The sequence below is a fragment of the Stenotrophomonas sp. GbtcB23 genome, assembly GCF_019091045.1.
Lineage (GTDB): Bacteria > Pseudomonadota > Gammaproteobacteria > Xanthomonadales > Xanthomonadaceae > Stenotrophomonas > Stenotrophomonas rhizophila_A.
Genome location: NZ_JAGXKC010000024.1, coordinates 1 through 19,260, shown reverse-complemented (window position 1 = coordinate 19,260; position 19,260 = coordinate 1). Strand labels below are relative to the sequence as shown.

Sequence of the window (19,260 nt, the reverse complement as noted above, 5' to 3'; positions counted from 1 at the left end):
ACTCCGCTCACGTCGAATGCAGCGCAAGGGCGCCGGGGCCAGCCAGGGCAATGGCCGACAGGGCCAGTGTCCAGAACAACGGATACTCGATCCCGCCACGCATCCAGAACCAGCCCTTGGGCAGGGCCAGCACGGCGGTCATGCCCAGGAACAGCGCGCCCACCGTGGCGGCCGGGCGGGCCTGCCAGCCGATCAGCACGGCCAGGCCGGAAAGCACCTGCACCACGGCCAGCAGCAGCGGCACCGGTGCCGGCGCCGGCAGGTGGTACCCGCGCAGTTCCTCGGCAAAACCGGCCAGCCCGGGACCCCCGAACCAGCCGAACAGCTTGCCCAGCGCGTGCGGCAGCAGGAAACCGCCTGCCGCCAGCCGCAGCACCAGCAGCCCCACATCCAGGCCGGTGGCGCCGCCCATGCTCAGTGGCCGCCTTCCTGTGCGCCGAACATGCTCTTGGCGTACTGGATGCCCAGGCCATAGCCGCCGGCGTGTTCGCGGGCGATGCCGGTGGTGAGGTCGTAGGTGGCGCTGCGGCCCCAGTCGCGCTGCAGTTCAAGCAGGTACTGGACCGAGGTAAGCGGCACCGCGCCGGCCTGGACCATGCGGGTGACCGCACGCTCGTGCGCTTCGTCGCTGACATCGCCGCAGGCATCGGTGATCACATACACCTCGAAGCCCTGATCGATCGCCGACAGCGCCGGCCCGACGATGCAGACGCTGGTCCACAGGCCGGCGATGACCACGCGCTGCTTGCCGATGCGGTTGATCTCATCGATCACCGCCTGGTCTTCCCAGCAGTTCATCGAGGTGCGGTCGAACACCTTCTGGCCGGGGAAAATCGGCGCGATCTCCGGGAACATCGGGCCGGAGAACGACTTTTCGGCCACGGTGGTCAGCACCACCGGCACCTTGAAGCCGGCGGCACCCTTGGCGATCAGCGCGACGTTGTTGCGCAGCGCGGCGACATCGATGGTGCGCGTGGCGAACGCCATCTGCGACTGGAAGTCGATCAGCACCAGGGCGTGGTCGGCGGGCGACAGCAGCGAGGCGCCGGGAACGGCGGTGGCGGTGGTCATGGGAAATCCTTGGTGGGCGGGTAAGGCCATGGTGGCGGCCGCGGCCCGGTTGCCCTACCCCCCTTGGGTGGTGAACGCAGCTACTCTTTTGGGGGAGGCGCTCACCCGAAAGAGGGGGCGTGGCAGGCCCCGCGCCTGCGACAATCCGTTCCTGGCGCTGGCGGCGCACCCTGGAGACCCCGCATGACCCCTTCCTCCCCGTCGATCGGCATCCTGGTGGTCGACGACCATCCCCTGCTGCGCGATGGCCTGGCTGCCCTGCTGGACATGCAGCCGGACATGCGCCTGCTCGGGGAAGCCGCCGATGGCGAGGAGGCCGTGGCCCAGTACCTGGCCCTGCACCCGGACGTGGTGCTGATGGACCTGCAGCTGCCCGGCGTGGACGGCGTGGAAGCGATCACCCGCATCCGCCACCATGACCCGCGCGCGCGCATCATCGTGCTCACCACCTACCGTGGCGACGTGCGGGCGGTGCGCGCGCTGCAGGCCGGGGCCAGCGGCTACCTGCTCAAGGACATGCTGCGCCACGAACTGGTGGACACCATCCGCACCGTGCACAGCGGCCGCCGCGCCGGCATTCCGGCCACCCTGGCCGCCAGCATCGCCGCGCACGTGGTGGAGGACAGCCTGTCCCCCCGCGAAACCGAAGTGCTGGGCCACGTCGCCAGCGGTCGCTCGAACAAGGGCATCGGCGAACAGATGCGCATCTCCGAACAGACGGTGAAGGCGCACATGAAGAACATCATGGAAAAGCTCGGGGCCCGCGACCGCACCCACGCGGTCACCCTGGCCCTCAAGCGCGGCATCATCAGCCTGGACGACGCCACCCACGACCGCTAGGGCCGGCAACTGCGGCCTCAGCGCATGCGGACCAGCAGGGCGGCGCCTGCCGACACGGTTGCCAGCGTCGCCACGCCCGGCCACCCGAAGTGCGCCAGCACCACCGCGCCCAGCGCACCACCGGCCGCCATGCCCAGGAATACCCCGGTGAACAGCAGCGCATTGAGCCGGCTGCGCGCTTCCGGCGCCAGCCCATAGACCAGCGTCTGGTGCGAGACCAACGCGGCCTGGAAGCCGAAGTCGAACACCACCGCACTGATGGCCAGCAACGGCACGATGGCCACCCGCGGCAACCACGCATCCAGCAGCAGCATCGCAAAGCCCAGCAGCGCAATGCCGATGGCGATGCGCGCCACCGCGTGGCTGCCCAGCCGGTCGGCCCAGCGCCCGGCCAGCGGCGCCGCCAGCGCACCCGCAGCACCGGCAATGCCGAAGGCACCGGCCACCGCGCTGCCCAGCTGGTAGCGGTCGTGCAGCATGACCGCCAACGTCGACCAGAACGCACTGAAGCCCACCGCCAGCAGCCCCTGCGCGAACACCGCACGGCGCAGCTGCGGCTGTCCACGCCACAGGTGGGCCAGCGAACGCAGCAACGCCGGATACCGCAACGACGTGGTCGGTGCCAGGTGCGGCAGCTCGCGCGCAAGTACCAGCGCCATCACCACCACCGAGCCGGCGGCAATACCGAACATCGCCCGCCAGCCCAGTGCCTCGGCGACCAGCCCGCTGGCCACGCGCGACAGCAGGATGCCCAGCAGCAGGCCGGTCATCACCTTGCCCACCACCGCGCCGCGTTCGGCTTCCGGCGCCAGCATCGCCGCCGACGGCACCACGTCCTGGGCCACGGTGGCCATCAACCCGATCAGCAGGCTGGCCAGCAGCAGCGTCGGCAGGCTGCCCGACAGCGCCGCGCCGGCCAGCGCGGCGGCCAGCACCAGCGACTTGAGCAGGATCAGCTGCCGGCGGTCGACGCGGTCGCCCAGCGGCGCCAGCAGCAGGATGCCCAACGCGTAGCCCAGCTGGGTCAGGGTCGGGACCATGCCCGTGGACTGCGCGTCGCTGCCCAGCCCGCTGGCGATGACGCCCAGCATGGGCTGGCTGTAGTAGATCGAGGCCACCGAAAACCCGGCCCCGGCCGCCATCGCGACGATCAGCCGCGACGGCACCGCAGGCCGGGGGACGGCGACCGCCGGAATATGCACGCTGGACATGAGCCACTCCACGCCTGAAGAAAGTGGCGCCAGCATCCTCCTTGGAAAAGGAGGTGTGTAGTAGGCTTCGGTACATATCCATCATACGAAGGTTGTATGAGCACTCCCTCCGCGGCACCGGGTGCGGACCGTATCGACCTGCTGGCCACCTTTGTCCGCATCGTCGAAAGCGGCAGCCTGTCCGCCGCCGCCGTACAGCTGGGCACCACCCAGCCCACCGTCAGCCGCCGCCTGCAGACCCTGGAACGGCTGTTCGGCCTGCACCTGATCAAGCGTTTCACCCACCAGATGACGCTGACCGAAGACGGCGAGCGATGCTATGCGCACGCCCGGGCCCTGGTGGACGACTGGGACGCGATCCAGGCCGACCTGCGTGGTGACGTGGACGTGCCACGCGGGCGCCTGCGGGTGGTGGTGCCACATGCCTTCGGCCAGGCCCAGCTGCTGGAACCGATGCTGCAGTTCATGGCCCGCCATCCCCAGGTCACGCTGGAGTGGATGCTGGAAGACCAGCCGGTGGACTTCATTGCCGACGGGATCGACTGCGCCATCCGGGTGGGACGCGTGGAGGAACCGCAACTGGTGGCGGTTCCGCTGGCCGAAGTACCGCGCATCGTCATCGCCGCGCCCTCGCTGCTGGAGGCGGCCGACCCACGCGACCCGACCCTGCTGCCCGGCCTGCCGTGGATCGCCCTGACCACCTTCTACCGCGACCGTTTCACCCTGCTGCCGGCCGATGACGGTCCAGCGCTGCGGGTCGACATCCAGCCGCGCCTGCTCACCGACAACCTGTTCGTGGCGCGCCGCGCGGCGGTGTCCGGACTGGGCGCGGCGGTGGTGTCGGCGTGGCTGGTGGGCGATGACCTGCGCGACGGCCGGCTGGTGCAGCTGGTGCCCGGCTGGGAGGCGCCGCCGTTGCCGGTGCATCTGGTCTACCCGGCCGCGCGCCAGATCCCCTCGCGGCTGCGCGCCTTCATCGATGCCATGAAGGCCAGCCTGCCGCACACCCATGGCATGCGTTCGTTGCCGATGCCCTCACCTTGATAACATAGCCTCTGCTATATTCGGCCGCATGAGCGCGGACCCCACCTCTCCGACCACCAGCGCATGGCCGCAGGCTATCGGCGATCACCCCAGCCTGGGCGAGATGCACGCCAGCGTGGCCGTACCCAGGGGCGGCCACTGGTGGTTCCGGCTGCTGGCCTTCCTGGGCCCCGGCTACATGGTGTCGGTGGGGTACATGGACCCGGGCAACTGGGCCACCGACATCGCCGGTGGCGCGCAGTTCGGCTACCTGCTGCTGTCGGTGATCCTCCTCTCCAACCTGATGGCCATCGTGCTGCAGGGGCTGTCGGCACGGCTGGGCATCGCCACCGGGCGCGATCTGGCGCAGGCCTGCCGCGACCATTTCTCCAGACCGGTGAACCTGTGCCTGTGGGTGCTGTGCGAGATCGCGATCATCGCCTGCGACCTGGCCGAAGTGATCGGTACCGCCATCGCGCTCAAGCTGCTGTTCGGGTTGCCGCTGATGATGGGGGCGATCATCACCGCCGTGGACGTGGTGCTGGTGCTGTGGCTGATGCACCGTGGCTTCCGCGCGCTGGAAGCGTTCGTGATTGCCCTGCTGCTGGTGATCTTCGCCTGCTTCACGGTGCAGATCGCGCTGGCCGCGCCGCCGCTGCAGGCGGTGCTGGGCGGGTTCATCCCGCGCGCGGAGGTGGTCACCAACCCGCATGCGCTGTACCTGGCCATCGGCATCATCGGGGCCACGGTGATGCCGCACAACCTGTACCTGCATTCGTCCATCGTGCAGACCCGCGCCTACCCGCGCACCGACAGCGGCCGGCGCAGCGCGCTGCGCTGGGCGGTGACCGACAGCACCATCGCATTGATGCTGGCATTGTTCATCAACGCATCGATCCTGATCCTTGCCGCGGCTGTGTTCCATGCCAGCGGGCGCACCGATGTGCAGGAGATCGAACAGGCCCATGAGCTGCTGGCGCCGATGCTGGGAGTCGGGCTGGCATCGACCTTGTTCGCGGTGGCGCTGCTCGCCTCGGGCATCAACTCCACGGTGACCGCCACCCTGGCCGGGCAGATCGTGATGGAGGGCTTCCTGCGCCTGCGCATCGCGCCCTGGGCGCGCCGCCTGCTGACCCGTGGCATCGCCATCGTGCCGGTGGTGATCGTCACCGCGATCTATGGCGAACAGGGAACGGCGCGGCTGCTGGTGTTGAGCCAGGTGGTGTTGTCGATGCAGCTGCCATTCGCGGTGATTCCGCTGGTGATGTTCGTCGGTGACAAGGCACGGATGGGCACGCTGGTGGCCCCGCGCTGGTTGTTGACGCTGGCCTGGGTGATTGCCGCGGTGATCGTGGTGCTCAACGTGAAGCTGTTGGCCGAGACGCTGATGGGGTGATCCGGGGTGATGCGCAGGCCCTGCCTGGCGCTTGACCTCAATCACGGTTGAGGTGGCACAGTGCGCGGAATCCTCCCGGAATCCCCAACATGCCCCACGCCGCATCCCCGCCTTCGCAGCACGACCTCTGGAACGGCCCGGCCGGCGATGCCTGGGTACAGGCGCAGTCCCTGCTCGACGGCATGTTCGCCGGCTTCGAGCCGGTTCTTGCCGATCCCATTGCCGCCGAGCCCGATGCGCGCGTGCTGGACGTCGGCTGCGGCACCGGGGCGCTCTGCCTGGCCATTGCCGATCGGCTGGGTCCGCAGGGCCGCTGCAGCGGGGTGGATATTTCCGCGCCGATGATCGCCGTGGCGCGCGAGCGGGCGCTCGCGGCGGGCAAGGCCATTGATTTCGCCGTGGGCGATGCCCAGCAGCATCCCTTTGCCCCCGCCAGCCTGGACCGCATCGTGTCGCGGTTCGGGGTGATGTTCTTCGATGATCCGGTGCGCGCGTTCGGCAACCTGCGGCAGGCGCTTCGGCGTGGTGGCCGCCTGCATGCCATTGCCTGGCGCAGTCCGGCCGATAATCCGTTCATGACCACCGCCGAGCGCGCGGCAGCGTCGCTGCTGACCCTGCCGGCACGGGCCGAAGGTGGGCCGGGACAGTTTGCGTTTGCCGATGCAGGCGTCGTGCGGAAGATTCTGGATGACAGTAGTTGGGATCACATCGACATCGCCCCGCTCGACGTGGAATGCAGCATCGCCCGCGACGCCTTGCCGACCTACGTGTCGTTGCTGGGACCGGTCGGACAGGCACTGCGCGCCGAAGGGCTGGATCCGGACGTCCGGCAGGGGGTGCTGTCGACCGTGGTCGACGCGTTCGCACCGTTCGTGCGGGGTGATCGGGTGGTGTTCACCGCCGCGTGCTGGTCGATCCGGGCCGCGTCAACGCGAAGCGGCCAACACCCACGTCACCCCGCCGCCGCCATTCGTCCCGGGTGACCGTCATTCGGCCCCACGCCAATGACAGCAAGGGTTGACGGGCACATGCTGGGTTCATCACCCCTTGCCTGTGACTGCCATGAAACGTCGTGACTGCCTGAAAGCCGGCCTTGCCCTGCCCTTGCTCCCGCTGGTTCAAAAAGCGGCCGCAGGCAATTCAACCGGGTCACGGAATGCACTCGCCCGTGTCCGTCCCGGTACCGCCGGGTGGCCCTCTGGCAGCGAATGGGACCAGCTCTCCAACGCCGTCGGTGGACGGCTGTCGATCCCGGTGTCGCCCTTCCTCGGCGATGCCGCCACCCGCGCCGAGGCACTGGCGCAGATCCAGAACCCGTTCTTCATCGGCGACCAGCCTGCGTTGACCCAAACCAGTGGCTACCACGGGGCCTGGCTGTCGCGGCCCAGCGCGCGGGTGGTAGCCGCCGCCAACAGCGCCGATGTGGCGGCGGCGGTCGACTTCGCGCGGCGGCACCGGCTGCGGCTGGTAGTCAAGGGCGGTGGGCACAGCTACCACGGCACCTCCTGCGCGCCGGATTCGCTGCTGGTCTGGACGCGCGCCATGAACGCGGTGGAACTGCACGATGCCTTCGTCGCGCAGGGCGCGCCCGCCGGTACCGCCGCGCAACCGGCGGTCAGCCTTGGCGCCGGGGCGATGTGGATCGATGCCTACGATGCGGTCACCACGCGCGGCGGCCGCTACGTCCAGGGCGGTGGCTGCACCTCGGTGGGCGTGACCGGACTGGTCACCGGCGGCGGCTTCGGCAGCTTCTCCAAGGGCTTCGGCACCGCTGCCGCCAACCTGCTGGAAGCCGAAGTGGTCACCGCCGACGGCCGCGTGCAAGTGGTCAACGCGACCCAGGATCCCGAGCTGTTCTGGGCACTGAAGGGCGGCTGCGCCGGCAGCTTTGGCGTGGTGACCCGGATCACCCTGCGCACCCATGTACTGCCCGCCACGTTTGGCGGGGTGTCGATGAAGGTGCGGGCCGACAGCGACGACAGCTTCCAGGCGCTGGCCGCCGAAGTACTGCGCTTCTACCGCGATGCCCTGTGCACGCCGCAATGGGGCGAACAGCTGCGCTTCGACAGCCATCGCACGTTCGGGGCGTCGATGGTGTTCCAGGGGCTGAGCCAGGAACAGGCCGCCGCGATGTGGGCCCCGTTTGAAGCGTGGGTGGCCGCGCGCCCGCAATACACCGTCATCGATCCCCTGCAGGCGTTGGCGTTGCCCGCCCAGCACATGTGGGACGCGAACTTCTTCCGCACGCATGCCCCGACGCTGATCGCCGAGGACACCCGCCCGGGCGCCGCGCCTGCCCACATGCTCTGGAAGGGCGACCAGGGCCAGGTGGGCTGGTACCTGCATGGCTATGCGTCGGCGTGGATGCCCTCGGCGCTGCTCGGCGATGCGCAGCGCGATGCGGCGGCAGCGGCGATCTGCACCGCGGCCGCGCACATGCCGGTCGAACTGCACTGCAACAAGGGGCTGTTTGGCGCCCCGGCCGACGCCCTTGCCGCCAGCCGCGACACTGCGACCCATCCGGCGGTGCTGGATGCCTTCGCGCTGGCGCTGATCGGGAATGCCGGTGGCCCGGTGTACGCGGGCAGTGGCGGAACGGTGGATGAGGCCAAAGCCCGCGAAGGGGCAGCGCGGGTCGGGCGCTCCTACGCCGCCCTGCGCGCGGTGCTGCCGCGTGCACCGACCTATGTGTCCGAGTGCGACTTCTTCCAGCGCGACTGGCAGCAGTCGTTCTGGGGCCCGCATTACCCTCGCCTGCTGGCGGCCAAGCGGCGCTATGACCCGGACGGCCTGTTCGTGATCCATCACGGCGTGGGCAGCGAGGACTGGAGCGCCGATGGCTTCGAACGGCGCAGCTGACGCGGCGCCCGCACTGGCTTAGGCTGCGGAGCACCCGCCCGCTGCAGGAGTCCGCCCCGTGCCGTCATTCACGCTCGCCGTCCCCGCCCTGCTCTGCCTCTCCATCGCCACCGCGCTGTTGCCGGTCACCGCCGCCGCACAGGCTGCACCCGCTACTGCAGGTGTGCCGCACGCGCAGAGCTTCAATGCACTGCTCGATGCGCAGACCATGGCCGCGATCAATGCCGATCCCGAACTGAAAACCCTGCTTGGGATCAGCGGCGATGGCGCCGACGACACCTCCGACCGGCTCACCGACGTCTCGCTGGCCCAGCGTGAGGTCAACCGACGCCTGCTGGCCGACAACCTGGCGGCGATAAAAGCCTGGAAGGGCGCGCCGCTGGATCCGCAGCAACAGCTCAGCGATGGGCTGGCACGCTGGTTCTACCAGGCGCAGATCGACCTGATGGCGGTGCCGTGGTCGGCCGCCTGGCTGCCGGTCGGCGGCAGCACCTACGCGGTGGACCAGTTGTTTCAGCCTGCCGGTGAACCTGCCGCAGTTCTTCGACAACCAGCATGCCGTGACCGACGTCCGCAGCGCACGCACCTACATCGCGCGCCTGAGCGCGATGGGCACCAAACTTGACCAGGTGCGCGCCAACCTGGACCTGCAGGCCGCGCAGGGCGTGGTGCCGCCGGAGGTGGCCTTGACCGGCGCCGCGAACCAGTTCCGCACCCTGCTGGCACCCGCGCCGAAGGACAGCCTTTGGGTGGCCTCGCTTCGGCGCAAGCTGGACGCGCTGCCCGCCGTTCCCGCTGCCGAGCGCGCGGCACTGATCGAGCAGGCCACGGTGGCGGTGCGCGATTCGGTCAATCCCGGCTACCAGCGCCTGCTCGACCGCGTGCAGGCACTGCAGGCCACGCACCCCGGCAACAAGGGCATGTGGGCCTTGCCGCACGGCGATGCGTACTACGACGCCGCGCTGCGCTGGTACACCAGCACCGACCTGGGCGCCGATGCCATCCACCAGATCGGGCTGGACGAAGTGGCCCGCCTGGAAAAGAGCATGGATACGCGCCTGCGCGAACTCGGGCTGCGCGAGGGCAGCGTGGCCGAACGCATCACGCAGATGCGCACTGACCCACGCTACCGCTACGCCGACAGCGACGCCGGTCGCAAGGAGCTGCTTGGCGACATCGAACAGCGGCTGCGCGACCTGGATCCGCTGCTGCCCACCTACTTCGGCCACCTGCCGCCACAGAAGCTGGTGGTGCTGCCGGTACCCGCGCACATGCAGGCCACCTCCCCGGGCGGCTACTACTATCCCCCGGCGATGGACGGCTCGCGGCCCGGCACGTTCTACATCAACCTGGGCGACATCGAGTCCAACACGCGCTGGAGCATTCCCACCCTCACCTACCACGAAGGGGCGCCGGGGCATCACTTCCAGATTTCGATCGGCCAGACCCTGACCGACCTGCCGTTGCTGCGCCGCAGCCTCAACCCCAGCGCCTTCTCCGAAGGCTGGGCGTTGTACGCCGAGCAGCTGGTGGCCGAGGCCGGCGTATACAAGGACGATCCGGCCGGCGACATCGGCCGCCTGCAGGCCGAGATGTTCCGCTCGGTGCGGCTGGTGCTCGATACCGGCCTGCACCGCAAGCGCTGGACCCCCGAACAGGCCATCGCCTACATGCAGCAGAAGACCGGCATGAAGGCCTCGGACGTGCGCATCGAAGTGAACCGCTATCTGGTGCAGCCCGGCCAGGCCTCGTCCTACAAGATGGGCCAGCTGCGCCTGCTGGCGCTGCGCGCCAAGGCGCAGAAGCAGCTGGGCGATCGGTTCGACATCCGCGCCTTCCACGACCTGGTGCTGGGCAACGGCGCGCTGCCGATGACCGTGGTGGAGCAGGCAGTGGATGCATGGGTCGCCAGCGGCGGTGGAGATCCCCGGCGCGCTCCATGAGCGGGGCGCGGCTGCGTAGAAATACCTAGGCCGCCTCGGTGTAACTCCGCTTGTCCGCCCCGGTACGGGTGCGCAGAGTGAGGGCATGGCCACGTGGCCGGTACCGCCCTACAGGAGAGCACCATGCGTCATTCCCTTGCGTGCCCGCTGCTTGCGCTGCTGTTCGCCGCGCCGCTGCCCTGGCAGTCGGCCAGCGGCGCGCCACCTGCGCCGCGCGCGGCCGCATCCGCCAGCGTCGACCCCGAGGCGGTGGCCGCACTGACCCGCATGGGCAAGGCGTTGCGCGCCCTGCCCCAATTCACGCTGTCCGCCACCACCCGTACCGACTACGTGCTCGACGATGGGCAGAAGCTCGCGCTGGCCGGCACGGTGGACTACAAGGTGCTCGGCCCGGACCGCTTCTTCGTCGAAATCCGCAGCGACCACCAGCATCGCCAGCTGTTCTACGACGGTCACACGCTGACCATTCATTCGCCACGCCAGAAGTACTACGCCACGGTGGAGCACCTGGACCGCAGCAGCCAGGCGCTGCTCAGCGATTCGGCAACGCGGCTGGGCGTGGAGTTCCCGCTGGCGGACCTGTTCCTGTGGGGAACGCCGGGCTTTCCGACCGACGTGATCGAGTCGGCGCTGTTCGTGGGCAGTGAACGCGTGGACGGCGAAGCGACCCGCCATTACGCATTCCGCCAACCCGGGGTGGACTGGCAGGTCTGGATTTCCGATGCCTCCCACCTGCCGCGTCAACTGCTGATCACCAGCCACGCCGATCCCGCGCTGCCCGACTACCAGGCCACGCTGAAGTGGGACACCCGCCGTGCCGTGTCCGCCAACGAGCTGGTGTTCCATCCCGACGGCGCCACACGGATCGCGTTCGTCCCGGTGGCACAGGCCGGCGATGCCGACGACAAGGGAGGGCTCTGACATGGCTGCCACGACTTCGCTGCGCACCGCGCTGCTTGCTGCGCTGGTCTGCACCACCACTGCCGGCCTGCTGGCCAGCGCCGACGCACAGGCCCGCCCCGGGCTGCGCGGCTTCGCGCATCCATCCATCGCCAGCCACGGCGGGTTCGGCGGCGGGTTTGCCGGCGGCGGCCACGGAGGTTTCGCGCCGCATCCCGGGCCCGGCCCGCATCCGGGTCCAGCGCCGGGACCGGGACCGGGCCCACACCCGGGACCTGGCCCCCACCCTGGCCCGGGTCCTGGACCGCATCCCGGCCCTGGGCCTGGGCCTGGACCTGGGCCTGGTCCCGGCCCCCATCCTGGACCCGGTCCACACCCCGGGCCCGGCCCTTATCCGCCTCCTCCGCCGCCGCCCCCGCCGTACTGGGACCACCCGTTCTGGGATGCCGCCGCCGTCACCGCCGGAGTGGCGCTGACCGCTGCTGCGATAGGCTCGGTGGTGTATTCGCTGCCGGTCGACTGCAGCACCGTGGTCGTGGACGGCATCGGCTACCAGCAGTGCAGCAATGGCTGGTACCAGCCGCGCTACGTGGGCACCACCGTGCAGTACGTCGTGGTGGACGCGCCACGATGACGCTGCAGCACTCCTGGATCTGGTTCCTGGCCCTGTTCCTGGTGCCGCTGGTGGCCGCGTTGGTGGTGAGCCTGCTGGTGCGCAAGCGCGGCATCACCGCCAACGCAGTGCTGGCCTGGTTCGTGCTGGTGTGCTGGATCGGCGCATTGGCCGTAATCCTGTCGCAGGTGCTGTAACGCCTTCGGCGCTACCGGGATGCGCTACAGCGATTGCCCCAACTCGATGAACACCACCCGGTCGCCGCCTTCGCGCATGCCCAGGCCGAAGATCAGCGGCCCGATCCACGAATCGAAGCCCAGGAACAGGCTGCCGTTCCAGATCCCATCGCTGATCGACATGTCCGAACGGCGCTGCCAGGCATTGCCATACTCCACCGTGCCACCGACCTGCGCGGACCGGCCCAGCACCTTGCCCAGTTCATAGGTGTAGCCGGCAAATCCCAGCGCATAGTCCTGGCCGGTCAGCTGGTTGTGCTGGAACCCGGCCAGCCGCCAGCGCCCGCCCAACCGGTAGATGCTCTGTACCGGTGCGGTGCCCGAGGAGGTCACGTGGTAGCGCAGGCCCAGCTGCACCGCGCTGCGTCCGAACGGAAACGCGCCCACCGCATCCAGGTCGATCTGGCCGAAGCGGGTATCGGCACCGAGGGCCTCACGCGACTGGTAGGTGCCCAGGTTGACCAGGAAGCCGTCGCGCGGGAAGTACAGGCTGTCGATGTTGTCGTAGGTGAGGCTGGCGGTCAGCCCACCGTCGTCGAAATCGGTGCGTGGCACCCGGGGCGAGCCGATGTCCATGCGCGCGCTGCCGGTGTATCGCTCGATGCCGGCGCGTATCGACAGCACGTTGGACACGTTGCGCACCAGGTCCACGCCCGCACCGGTGCGGCTGACCCGGTAGCGCGAGGTCTTGTTGCCCGCGTCGTCGAACACGTTGAAGCTGCGCGTTTCATAGCCGCCCAGGGCTTCGAACGCGTAGCGGTTGCCCACGTCGAAGGGATGGTAATAGCTCCCGCGTATCGCCGGTTCGCTGCCCACCTGCAGGGTCACCCTCGCCTCGGCGCCATACGGCGACAGCGGCGCGAACAGCAGGCCGGCGCGCAGGTTGCTTTCGTGGTTGCCATCCAGGTCGTTGCTCAGGGTCCAGCCGGCCTCCAGGTAGATCGGGCCGTTGGGCTTCTCATACGCGGTGATCACCACCCCGACCTGGCCGTCGTCGCGGCGGTCCTGCTCGTAGCTGATGCTGGCCAGGGTATCCATGCCGTACGCACGCAGCACGCCTTCCTGCATGGCCTTGCTGTCCAGCGGCTTGCCGATCTCCACCGGCAGGTAGGACAACAGCAGTTCATCGGCATAGCCGGTGTGGTTGCGGACCTCGATATAGGCGATCGGTGCCGGAGCCGACGGCGCGGCGCGCGTTTCGCGGGTGGCGTACCAGCGCTGGTAGACCGGCGCCGGTTGCGAGAAGGCACGCAGCGCCGGGGCCGCCTGGTCCGCGGCCTGTTGACCGATCGCCAGCGCTTCGGGCGCCTTGTCGAAATCGCCGGTAGCGACCTTGCCGGTAAGCTGGGGTGTGATCAACAGATCCTGCGGGCCGAGCGTGTCGAGCTGGCGCTGGGCATTGCGCGTGGTCAGAAATCCACTGAGCTGCCCGATCACGTCCACCAGGCTGGCGTCACGGTCGAGCGCGCTGAGCGGCGTGCCCACATCCACCGCGATCACCCGGTCGGCGCCCATCGCCCGCACCACGTCGATGGGCACCTGGTTGGACACGCCGCCATCAAGCAGCACGCGCCCGTCGATGGTGATGGGCCGGAAGATGCCAGGCAATGACATGCTCGCGCGCATCGCCATCGGCAGGCTGCCGTGGTCCAGGACCACCGCCTCGCCGGTGTTGAGGTCGGTAGCGATCGCACGGAACGGGATGGACAGGTCGTCGAAATCACCGGTGACCCGGCTGCCGCCGGTGGCAGTCTCGAACAACGCGATCAGACGTTCTCCCTGCGACACGCCGCCGGAGATCTGCACCCGTTTGCCCTGCCCGCCCAGGCCGATGCCGATCGGCGCCAGCTGTTGGTAGTCGTCGGCCTTGCGCTGCAGCGACCGCTCACGGCGCGGCAGGGTGTCACTGAACATCGCCATCCACTGCGTATCCAGCACCACCTGCTCGATCTGCGCCGGCGTCTTGCCGGAGGCGTACAGCGCACCGACCAGCGCGCCGGCGCTGGTGCCGGCAATGCAGTCCACCGGAATATGCAGCGCCTCGAGCTGACGCAGGATGCGCACATGGGCGATACCGCGTGCACCGCCACCGCCCAGCGCCACGCCGATGCGGGGACGCGGGTCGCCACTGTCGCGGTGACCGCACTGCGTGCCGTCCAGCGTCGTGGCCGGCCCGGCGGCAAGCGATGCACCCGGCGCCAGCAGGCAGGCCAGCAGCAGGCGCATGCCCGCAGGCGTGGGAATCGCCAAGAGGCACCTCGATGGAAGTGCGCGGCGCCGGACCGGTGGGAGGGATGGGCCCCGGTGCGGCGCCGCGCGGTGAAACGTCGAAGGGTGTCAGCGCATCATTTGGTCGCCGCTGCACCGCCCGGCGGGAACCCGGCAAACAGCTTGTCCAGGCCGGCTTCCACCGCGGCGTTGGTGCGCTCCGGGGTGCTGGGCACCGTGCCGCTGGCCGTGCCGCGCCATACCGCCTGCTTGCTGCGCGCATCGAACATGTCCACCACCAGCGTGCCCACGTCGTAGGTGCGTACCGTGGTGGTGGCGCTGCCCATGCCCATGCCGCCGCCCCAGCCGCCGCCACGCCAGCCCCAACCGCCCATGTTGCTGCCGGTGTAGAACGTGTCCAGGGTCTGCCGCTGGCTGGTCACGATATGCGCGGCCAGGGCCACGTCGCCGTTGGCGGACTGGGTCCAGCCGCGGGCCGCCAGGCGCGCGTCGATGCCGTCGACGATGCGCTGGGTGACCAGCGGCGAGGCGCCCTGCGGCTTCATCGCCCAGCTGTAGGTCCGGAAGGAAGCGAAGTTCGCCCCCGGGTCGAAGTCGGTGTGCACGGTGGGCGTACTGGCGCAGGCCACCAGCGAGGTGGCCAGGACCGCGATCGCAAAGGCTTTCATCACACGACACTCCGGGGCTGTGAACTGGCTTCCAGCCTAGCCCCCTCCTGCCTGCGTGGTCATCCGCATAACTACGCAGGCCAGCCAGAAAAACTACCGGTTGCTGCAACCGGCAGGGTCAACGCGGAGGATTGATCACCACGTACTGCACGGTGGTGCCGCTGTAGCGCGGCTCGTACCAGGTGTTGCCGCACTGCTGGTAGGCCATGCCGTTGATGACGGTGGTCACGCAGCTTGGCGGCACCGAGTAGACGATCGAGCCGATCACCGCCGAGGTCAGCGCCACGCCGGCGGTCACGGCGGCGGTCACGGCGGCGGCCGTGGCGACCGGATGGTCATCCCAGTGGTTCCAGTGGTCGTCGTGGTAATCCACGTCCACATGCACGTCGCGGTTGACGTTCCGGTTGACGTTCCGGTTCACGTCGCGGTTCACATTGCGATTGACGTCGCGATGCGCACCGCCGCCCTGCGGCCGCTGCACCGGCCGGTTGATGTTGGCGTGGGCGCCGGCTCGCGCAGCACCGCCGCCGCCGCGGTGGCCGTGCTGTGCATTGGCCGGGCCGATGCCGATGGCAAGCAGCACCATCAGGCTGGCCGCGCCGGTGAGCATGGTGCGCTGGGTCTTTGGGAAGGAAAGCATTTCAGTTCTCCTGGCCGGCATCGGGAACCACTGCGGCGACCTCGAGCGGCACCAGCTTGATCCGCGCGGCGTCGGCCGGCGGTGCGAACTGGAAGGCGGTCGCGGGTACCGGCGTGCGGGTATCCCACGCCAACCGCGCGCGATACTGCGGCTGGGCCGGGTCATCCAGTGAATTGATGATCAGCTTCTTCGGCAGCGAGGTGGCCTTGGAGATCCACACCTGCCAGTCCACGGCGTCCTGCTTGAAGGCGTACTGCTCGATGGGTTCGCCATCCAGCGTGCCGCCTCCCACGTGCAGGGCCGCGCGGATCGCGGTCTTGGGCGCCTTGTCGGTACCCCACAGGAACATGTCGGCCAGCGGCATTTCGATGCCGTAGCGGTCGGCCGCCTGGTCCACCAGCTCACCGAGCGTGGCCCCCACGCCGTCCACCTGCGCGTAGTAGTTCAAGCGCGGCGAATACACCGTCAGCGCGTTGCCGTCGTAGAACAGCTGGCGTAGCTGGCGGTCGCTGCGCAGCTCCAGGAACAACTGGTTCGGCGCCTTCACCTTGTAGGTCACCACGCCGTCCAGTTCGATCTTCTGCCCATCCTCCAGCACCACTTCGGTGCTGGCATCGGAGGTCAGAGAGAACTGCTTGAGCGCACGCAGTGCGGCGCCCATGCGGTCCAGCGCGGCGAGCGCTTCGGGGTCGCGCTCGTCGCCGTCGGTGCTGGCCGGCGGCGTGCGCGCCGGGGCGGCCGCGAGCGGCAACGCGCCCCCGGCCAGGCCGCCGAGCAGCAGGCAGGCGGTACGGGCGAAACATAGTGCGGCGGTGGCCATGGCATGTCTCCGGAGGCGAAAAGGACGGGGCGCACAGCTTAGAAGCCGGCGCTGATCGACACGCTCCAGGGATCGCCCTCGAAGCGGTTGCGCACGCTGAATTCACTGAGGTACCGGAACGACACATCCACGTGCTCGCCCCCCGGCCACTTCTTCCCATAGGTCAGCACCGGTCCGGCGCCGAACGCGCGGCCCTTGAACCCGTTGAGCCGGTCGGCCAGGTCGCCGTCGTCGTCCTGGACCTGCTGCAGCCAGCCCGCCGCCGCGCCGAAGCCCCAGCCGCTGGGCGTGCGCTTGACCAGCAGTGCATCGGTGCGCAGTACCAGGCCGTTCTTGTAATCGGTGTCGTCGTTGCGGCTGTACCAGTCCATGCCGCCGAGCACGCTGAACTCCAGCGTGCCCTTCTGGAACAGGTGGGTGTACCCCACCGCCGGCGACACGGTCCAGACATTGAGCCCGGGGTTGGCCAGCTTGCCCGGGGTGTACTTCGCCGTGGGTGCGTACACGTACAGGCCAAACGAGACGTGCTGTACCTGGTCGATATGGAAACCGGCAATCACCGGTGCGAAATACACGTCGAACAGGTTGGACGCACTGTCCTGCACGCGCACCTGGTTGCCGAGCGGGCCCTGCAGGCCGGCGGTCACATCGGCATCGATGTAGGGCACGGTCAGCATCGTGGCGAAGTTCCACCTGCCGGCCTTGGTCGGCCACACGTACACCCCGGTGGCCGCGGTCAGGCTGACATCGGCTTCCAGGCCCAGCGAAACCTGCCCGGCGATGGGTGCCGGTCGGCTGCCGCCGATCCTGCCGTCATAGTGCACGTAGCTCAATGACCACTGCATTCCCGGCTCGGGCGGAATGACGCCCACGTACGAGGTGATCTGCATACCGGTGATGGAGCGCCCCAGGCCGCCTTCGACAGCGTGCGCCGGCAGCGCGGCCACCAGCGCCAGCGTGCCCAGCAGCACGGCAGTGGCCACGCAGCTGCGACGATAATGCGAAGCGGATGGGCAGGTCATGGCAGTCACCTCATGCGGTTGTGGACGGTGGGCGCGGTGGCGGCGCATCAGCGTTCCACGCAGCGGAAGCCGACGTGGCAGGTCGAGGTGTCGATCGGCTGGGCCATCCGCGCGGCGGGCCGGTAGCGGCGGCAGTAGTTGGGCGCGCACAGGTGCGAGCCGCCCTTCATCACCCGCCGCGGGATGCTGCTGCGGTCGGCCGGGTCGTGGCTGCGCTGGCGCTCGCCGCCGCGCGGGTTGTCAATCGCGCAGCAGGCTTTGCTCTGCAGCCGGTCATGCTGCTGGTACCAGTCGCTGGTCCACTCCCACACGTTGCCGATCATGTCGTACAGCCCGTAGCCATTGGGCGGATAGCTGCCCACCGGCGAGGTCCAGCGGTGCCCGTCTTCTTCCAGGTTCAGCCACGGGAACTCGCCCTGCCAGGTGTTGGCCTGGTGCCGGCCGCGCACGGTGAGGCTGTCGCCCCAGGCGAACTCGCTGGGCTCTTGTCCGCCACGTGCGGCGTACTCCCACTCCGCCTCCGTGGGCAGGTCCTTGCCGATCCATTTCGCGTACGCCTGCGCATCGGCGAAGGTCACATGGACCACCGGGTGGTCATCCAGGCCGTCCAGTTGGGTGAAGGGTCCGCGCGGATGGCGCCAGTTGGCGCCTGAAACGTAGTGCCACCAGTTGTGGGTATTGGACATGTCCACCGGGCCGGAGGGCTGCACGAACACCACCGACGAGGGCACCAGCAGCGCCGGATCCGCACCCGGGTAATCGCGCGGATCGGCCGGCCGCTCGGCAGCGGTCACATAACCGGTGGCGCTGACGAAGCGCGAGAACTCGCGGTTGGTGACCGGATAGCGGTCGATCCGGAAAGGCGCCACCCGCACCTTGTGCGCGGGGCGCTCTTCCGGGTAATGGTCGTTGGAGCCCATCAGGAAGACCCCGCCGTCGATCTCGATCATGGTATCGGCCACGACACTCATCTCTTCCCCTCAGCCGAATGGCGCAACATTGAAGGTCATGCTCACGATCGCCAGCAGGCCAAGCAGCCAGAGCAGGCCTGCGGTGATCAGGGTCAGCGATATCGGGTAGTGGCTTTCGCCGTGGATCAGGCCTTCGCCCATCATCAGGGCACGCTCGCTGCGCAGCTCCTTCATGTAGCGCAGGTGGTAGACGATGCCCAGGGTCAGCATGACCATGCCCAGCGCGACCAGGGCCACGCCGAAGTTGCGTGGCGCATGCGGGCGAAGCGTGGTGCCCGGCACGTCCAGCATGTGGCCGAAGAACTGGTAGATGGTGAAGCCGAATCCGATCAGCGACAGCGCGGTGCGGATGATCGACATCAGCGTGCGGTCGGCGCTCATCCGCGTCCGCTGGAACGACATGCCGGTGCGCCGCGAGGACAGCTCCAGCGAGGCGGCATCGGTGCCGCCCAGCGTCTGCCGCGCCTGCTCCAGGGAGATGGCGCGTTCCGACAACGCGCGTGCAGGGTCTTTTTCCGTCATGGCGTGGAGTCCTTGCGGTGGTTCGGGTGGCGACGGATCCAGAAGCGGGCCAGCCGGTCGAAGGGACCGCGCAGCACCAGGTACGGGAGGAAACCCAGTACTACCGCAAGCACGAACGCCTCATTGGGATAGCGGAACCCGCCGAACACGCGGACCTGGTAGATCACGTCCATCACCACGCCGAGCAGCAGGATGCGTGCCGTTGCGGTGACGCCTTCGCGCCATTTCGCGCGACGCTCAGGTTCGGCGCTATGTGCCATCAACCATGCGTACGGCGGTTTGCCCGAACGCGCATC

The 19,260-nt window shown here is 68.9% G+C and carries 21 protein-coding genes; 10 read left to right on the top strand and 11 right to left on the bottom strand.

Annotated features, from left to right (window positions below):
- Positions 1-7 precede the first annotated feature (7 nt).
- A complete protein-coding gene (locus KVS69_RS11505; protein ID WP_095363912.1) occupies positions 8-412 on the bottom strand; it encodes a DoxX family protein in 405 nt (134 codons plus the stop codon).
- Positions 413-414: 2 nt separating this feature from the next.
- The gene (locus tag KVS69_RS11500; RefSeq protein WP_093535780.1) at positions 415-1,071 is read right to left on the bottom strand and encodes a hydrolase; all 657 of its coding nucleotides are present in this window, start codon (positions 1,069-1,071) and stop codon (positions 415-417) included.
- A gap of 183 nt (positions 1,072-1,254) precedes the next feature.
- On the opposite strand from KVS69_RS11500, the gene KVS69_RS11495 reads away from it, so the two are divergent.
- The gene (locus KVS69_RS11495) at positions 1,255-1,911 is read left to right on the top strand and encodes a response regulator transcription factor (RefSeq protein WP_068852421.1); all 657 of its coding nucleotides are present in this window, start codon (positions 1,255-1,257) and stop codon (positions 1,909-1,911) included.
- 17 nt (positions 1,912-1,928) lie between these two features.
- On the opposite strand, the gene KVS69_RS11490 is transcribed toward KVS69_RS11495, so the two are convergent.
- A complete protein-coding gene (locus KVS69_RS11490; RefSeq protein ID WP_254622148.1) occupies positions 1,929-3,122 on the bottom strand; it encodes an MFS transporter in 1,194 nt (397 codons plus the stop codon).
- A gap of 96 nt (positions 3,123-3,218) precedes the next feature.
- Between KVS69_RS11490 and KVS69_RS11485 the strand changes: the two genes are divergently transcribed.
- From KVS69_RS11485 to KVS69_RS11445, 9 genes are all read left to right on the top strand, one after another.
- Entirely contained in the window at positions 3,219-4,166 is a 948-nt protein-coding gene (locus KVS69_RS11485) for a LysR family transcriptional regulator (RefSeq protein ID WP_217538140.1), read from the top strand.
- A gap of 28 nt (positions 4,167-4,194) precedes the next feature.
- A complete protein-coding gene (locus KVS69_RS11480) occupies positions 4,195-5,541 on the top strand; it encodes an Nramp family divalent metal transporter (protein WP_217538139.1) in 1,347 nt (448 codons plus the stop codon).
- An 89-nt stretch (positions 5,542-5,630) separates the two neighbouring features.
- Positions 5,631-6,524: a class I SAM-dependent methyltransferase gene (locus KVS69_RS11475; RefSeq protein WP_217538138.1), complete on the top strand. Its 894-nt coding sequence runs from the start codon at positions 5,631-5,633 to the stop codon at positions 6,522-6,524.
- A gap of 79 nt (positions 6,525-6,603) precedes the next feature.
- Positions 6,604-8,400, top strand: a complete 1,797-nt coding sequence (locus KVS69_RS11470) for an FAD-binding protein (RefSeq protein WP_217538137.1) — start codon at positions 6,604-6,606, stop codon at positions 8,398-8,400.
- A 58-nt stretch (positions 8,401-8,458) separates the two neighbouring features.
- Complete coding sequence (locus tag KVS69_RS11465) at positions 8,459-9,025, top strand: hypothetical protein (RefSeq protein ID WP_217538136.1); 567 nt, start codon at positions 8,459-8,461, stop codon at positions 9,023-9,025.
- Positions 8,961-10,343 carry a DUF885 domain-containing protein gene (locus tag KVS69_RS11460; protein WP_217538135.1) on the top strand — a complete coding sequence of 461 codons (1,383 nt, stop codon included), beginning with the start codon at positions 8,961-8,963 and terminating at the stop codon, positions 10,341-10,343. The genes KVS69_RS11465 and KVS69_RS11460 overlap by 65 nt, the downstream gene beginning before the upstream one ends.
- A gap of 123 nt (positions 10,344-10,466) precedes the next feature.
- Entirely contained in the window at positions 10,467-11,264 is a 798-nt protein-coding gene (locus KVS69_RS11455; protein ID WP_217538134.1) for a DUF2092 domain-containing protein, read from the top strand.
- A gap of 445 nt (positions 11,265-11,709) precedes the next feature.
- Entirely contained in the window at positions 11,710-11,877 is a 168-nt protein-coding gene (locus KVS69_RS11450) for a hypothetical protein (protein ID WP_217538133.1), read from the top strand.
- Entirely contained in the window at positions 11,874-12,053 is a 180-nt protein-coding gene (locus tag KVS69_RS11445; RefSeq protein ID WP_217538132.1) for a hypothetical protein, read from the top strand. The genes KVS69_RS11450 and KVS69_RS11445 overlap by 4 nt, the downstream gene beginning before the upstream one ends.
- A gap of 24 nt (positions 12,054-12,077) precedes the next feature.
- Here KVS69_RS11445 and KVS69_RS11440 read toward each other — a convergent pair whose 3' ends face one another.
- From KVS69_RS11440 to KVS69_RS11405, 8 genes are all read right to left on the bottom strand, one after another.
- The gene (locus tag KVS69_RS11440; RefSeq protein WP_217538131.1) at positions 12,078-14,342 is read right to left on the bottom strand and encodes a patatin-like phospholipase family protein; all 2,265 of its coding nucleotides are present in this window, start codon (positions 14,340-14,342) and stop codon (positions 12,078-12,080) included.
- 95 nt (positions 14,343-14,437) lie between these two features.
- The gene (locus KVS69_RS11435) at positions 14,438-14,989 is read right to left on the bottom strand and encodes a DUF4136 domain-containing protein (RefSeq protein ID WP_217538130.1); all 552 of its coding nucleotides are present in this window, start codon (positions 14,987-14,989) and stop codon (positions 14,438-14,440) included.
- Positions 14,990-15,107: 118 nt separating this feature from the next.
- Entirely contained in the window at positions 15,108-15,629 is a 522-nt protein-coding gene (locus tag KVS69_RS21075) for a hypothetical protein (protein WP_254622147.1), read from the bottom strand.
- Between the two features lies 1 nt (position 15,630).
- Positions 15,631-16,449, bottom strand: a complete 819-nt coding sequence (locus tag KVS69_RS11425) for a DUF2092 domain-containing protein (protein WP_217538129.1) — start codon at positions 16,447-16,449, stop codon at positions 15,631-15,633.
- A gap of 38 nt (positions 16,450-16,487) precedes the next feature.
- Complete coding sequence (locus KVS69_RS11420; RefSeq protein WP_217538128.1) at positions 16,488-17,471, bottom strand: transporter; 984 nt, start codon at positions 17,469-17,471, stop codon at positions 16,488-16,490.
- Between the two features lie 47 nt (positions 17,472-17,518).
- A complete protein-coding gene (locus KVS69_RS11415; RefSeq protein WP_217538127.1) occupies positions 17,519-18,442 on the bottom strand; it encodes a formylglycine-generating enzyme family protein in 924 nt (307 codons plus the stop codon).
- A 9-nt stretch (positions 18,443-18,451) separates the two neighbouring features.
- Positions 18,452-18,964: a DUF202 domain-containing protein gene (locus KVS69_RS11410; protein ID WP_217538126.1), complete on the bottom strand. Its 513-nt coding sequence runs from the start codon at positions 18,962-18,964 to the stop codon at positions 18,452-18,454.
- Positions 18,961-19,260, bottom strand: a 300-nt coding sequence (locus tag KVS69_RS11405) for a hypothetical protein (RefSeq protein ID WP_217538125.1), incomplete at its 5' end; no start/stop codon positions are given. The genes KVS69_RS11405 and KVS69_RS11410, both read right to left, overlap by 4 nt.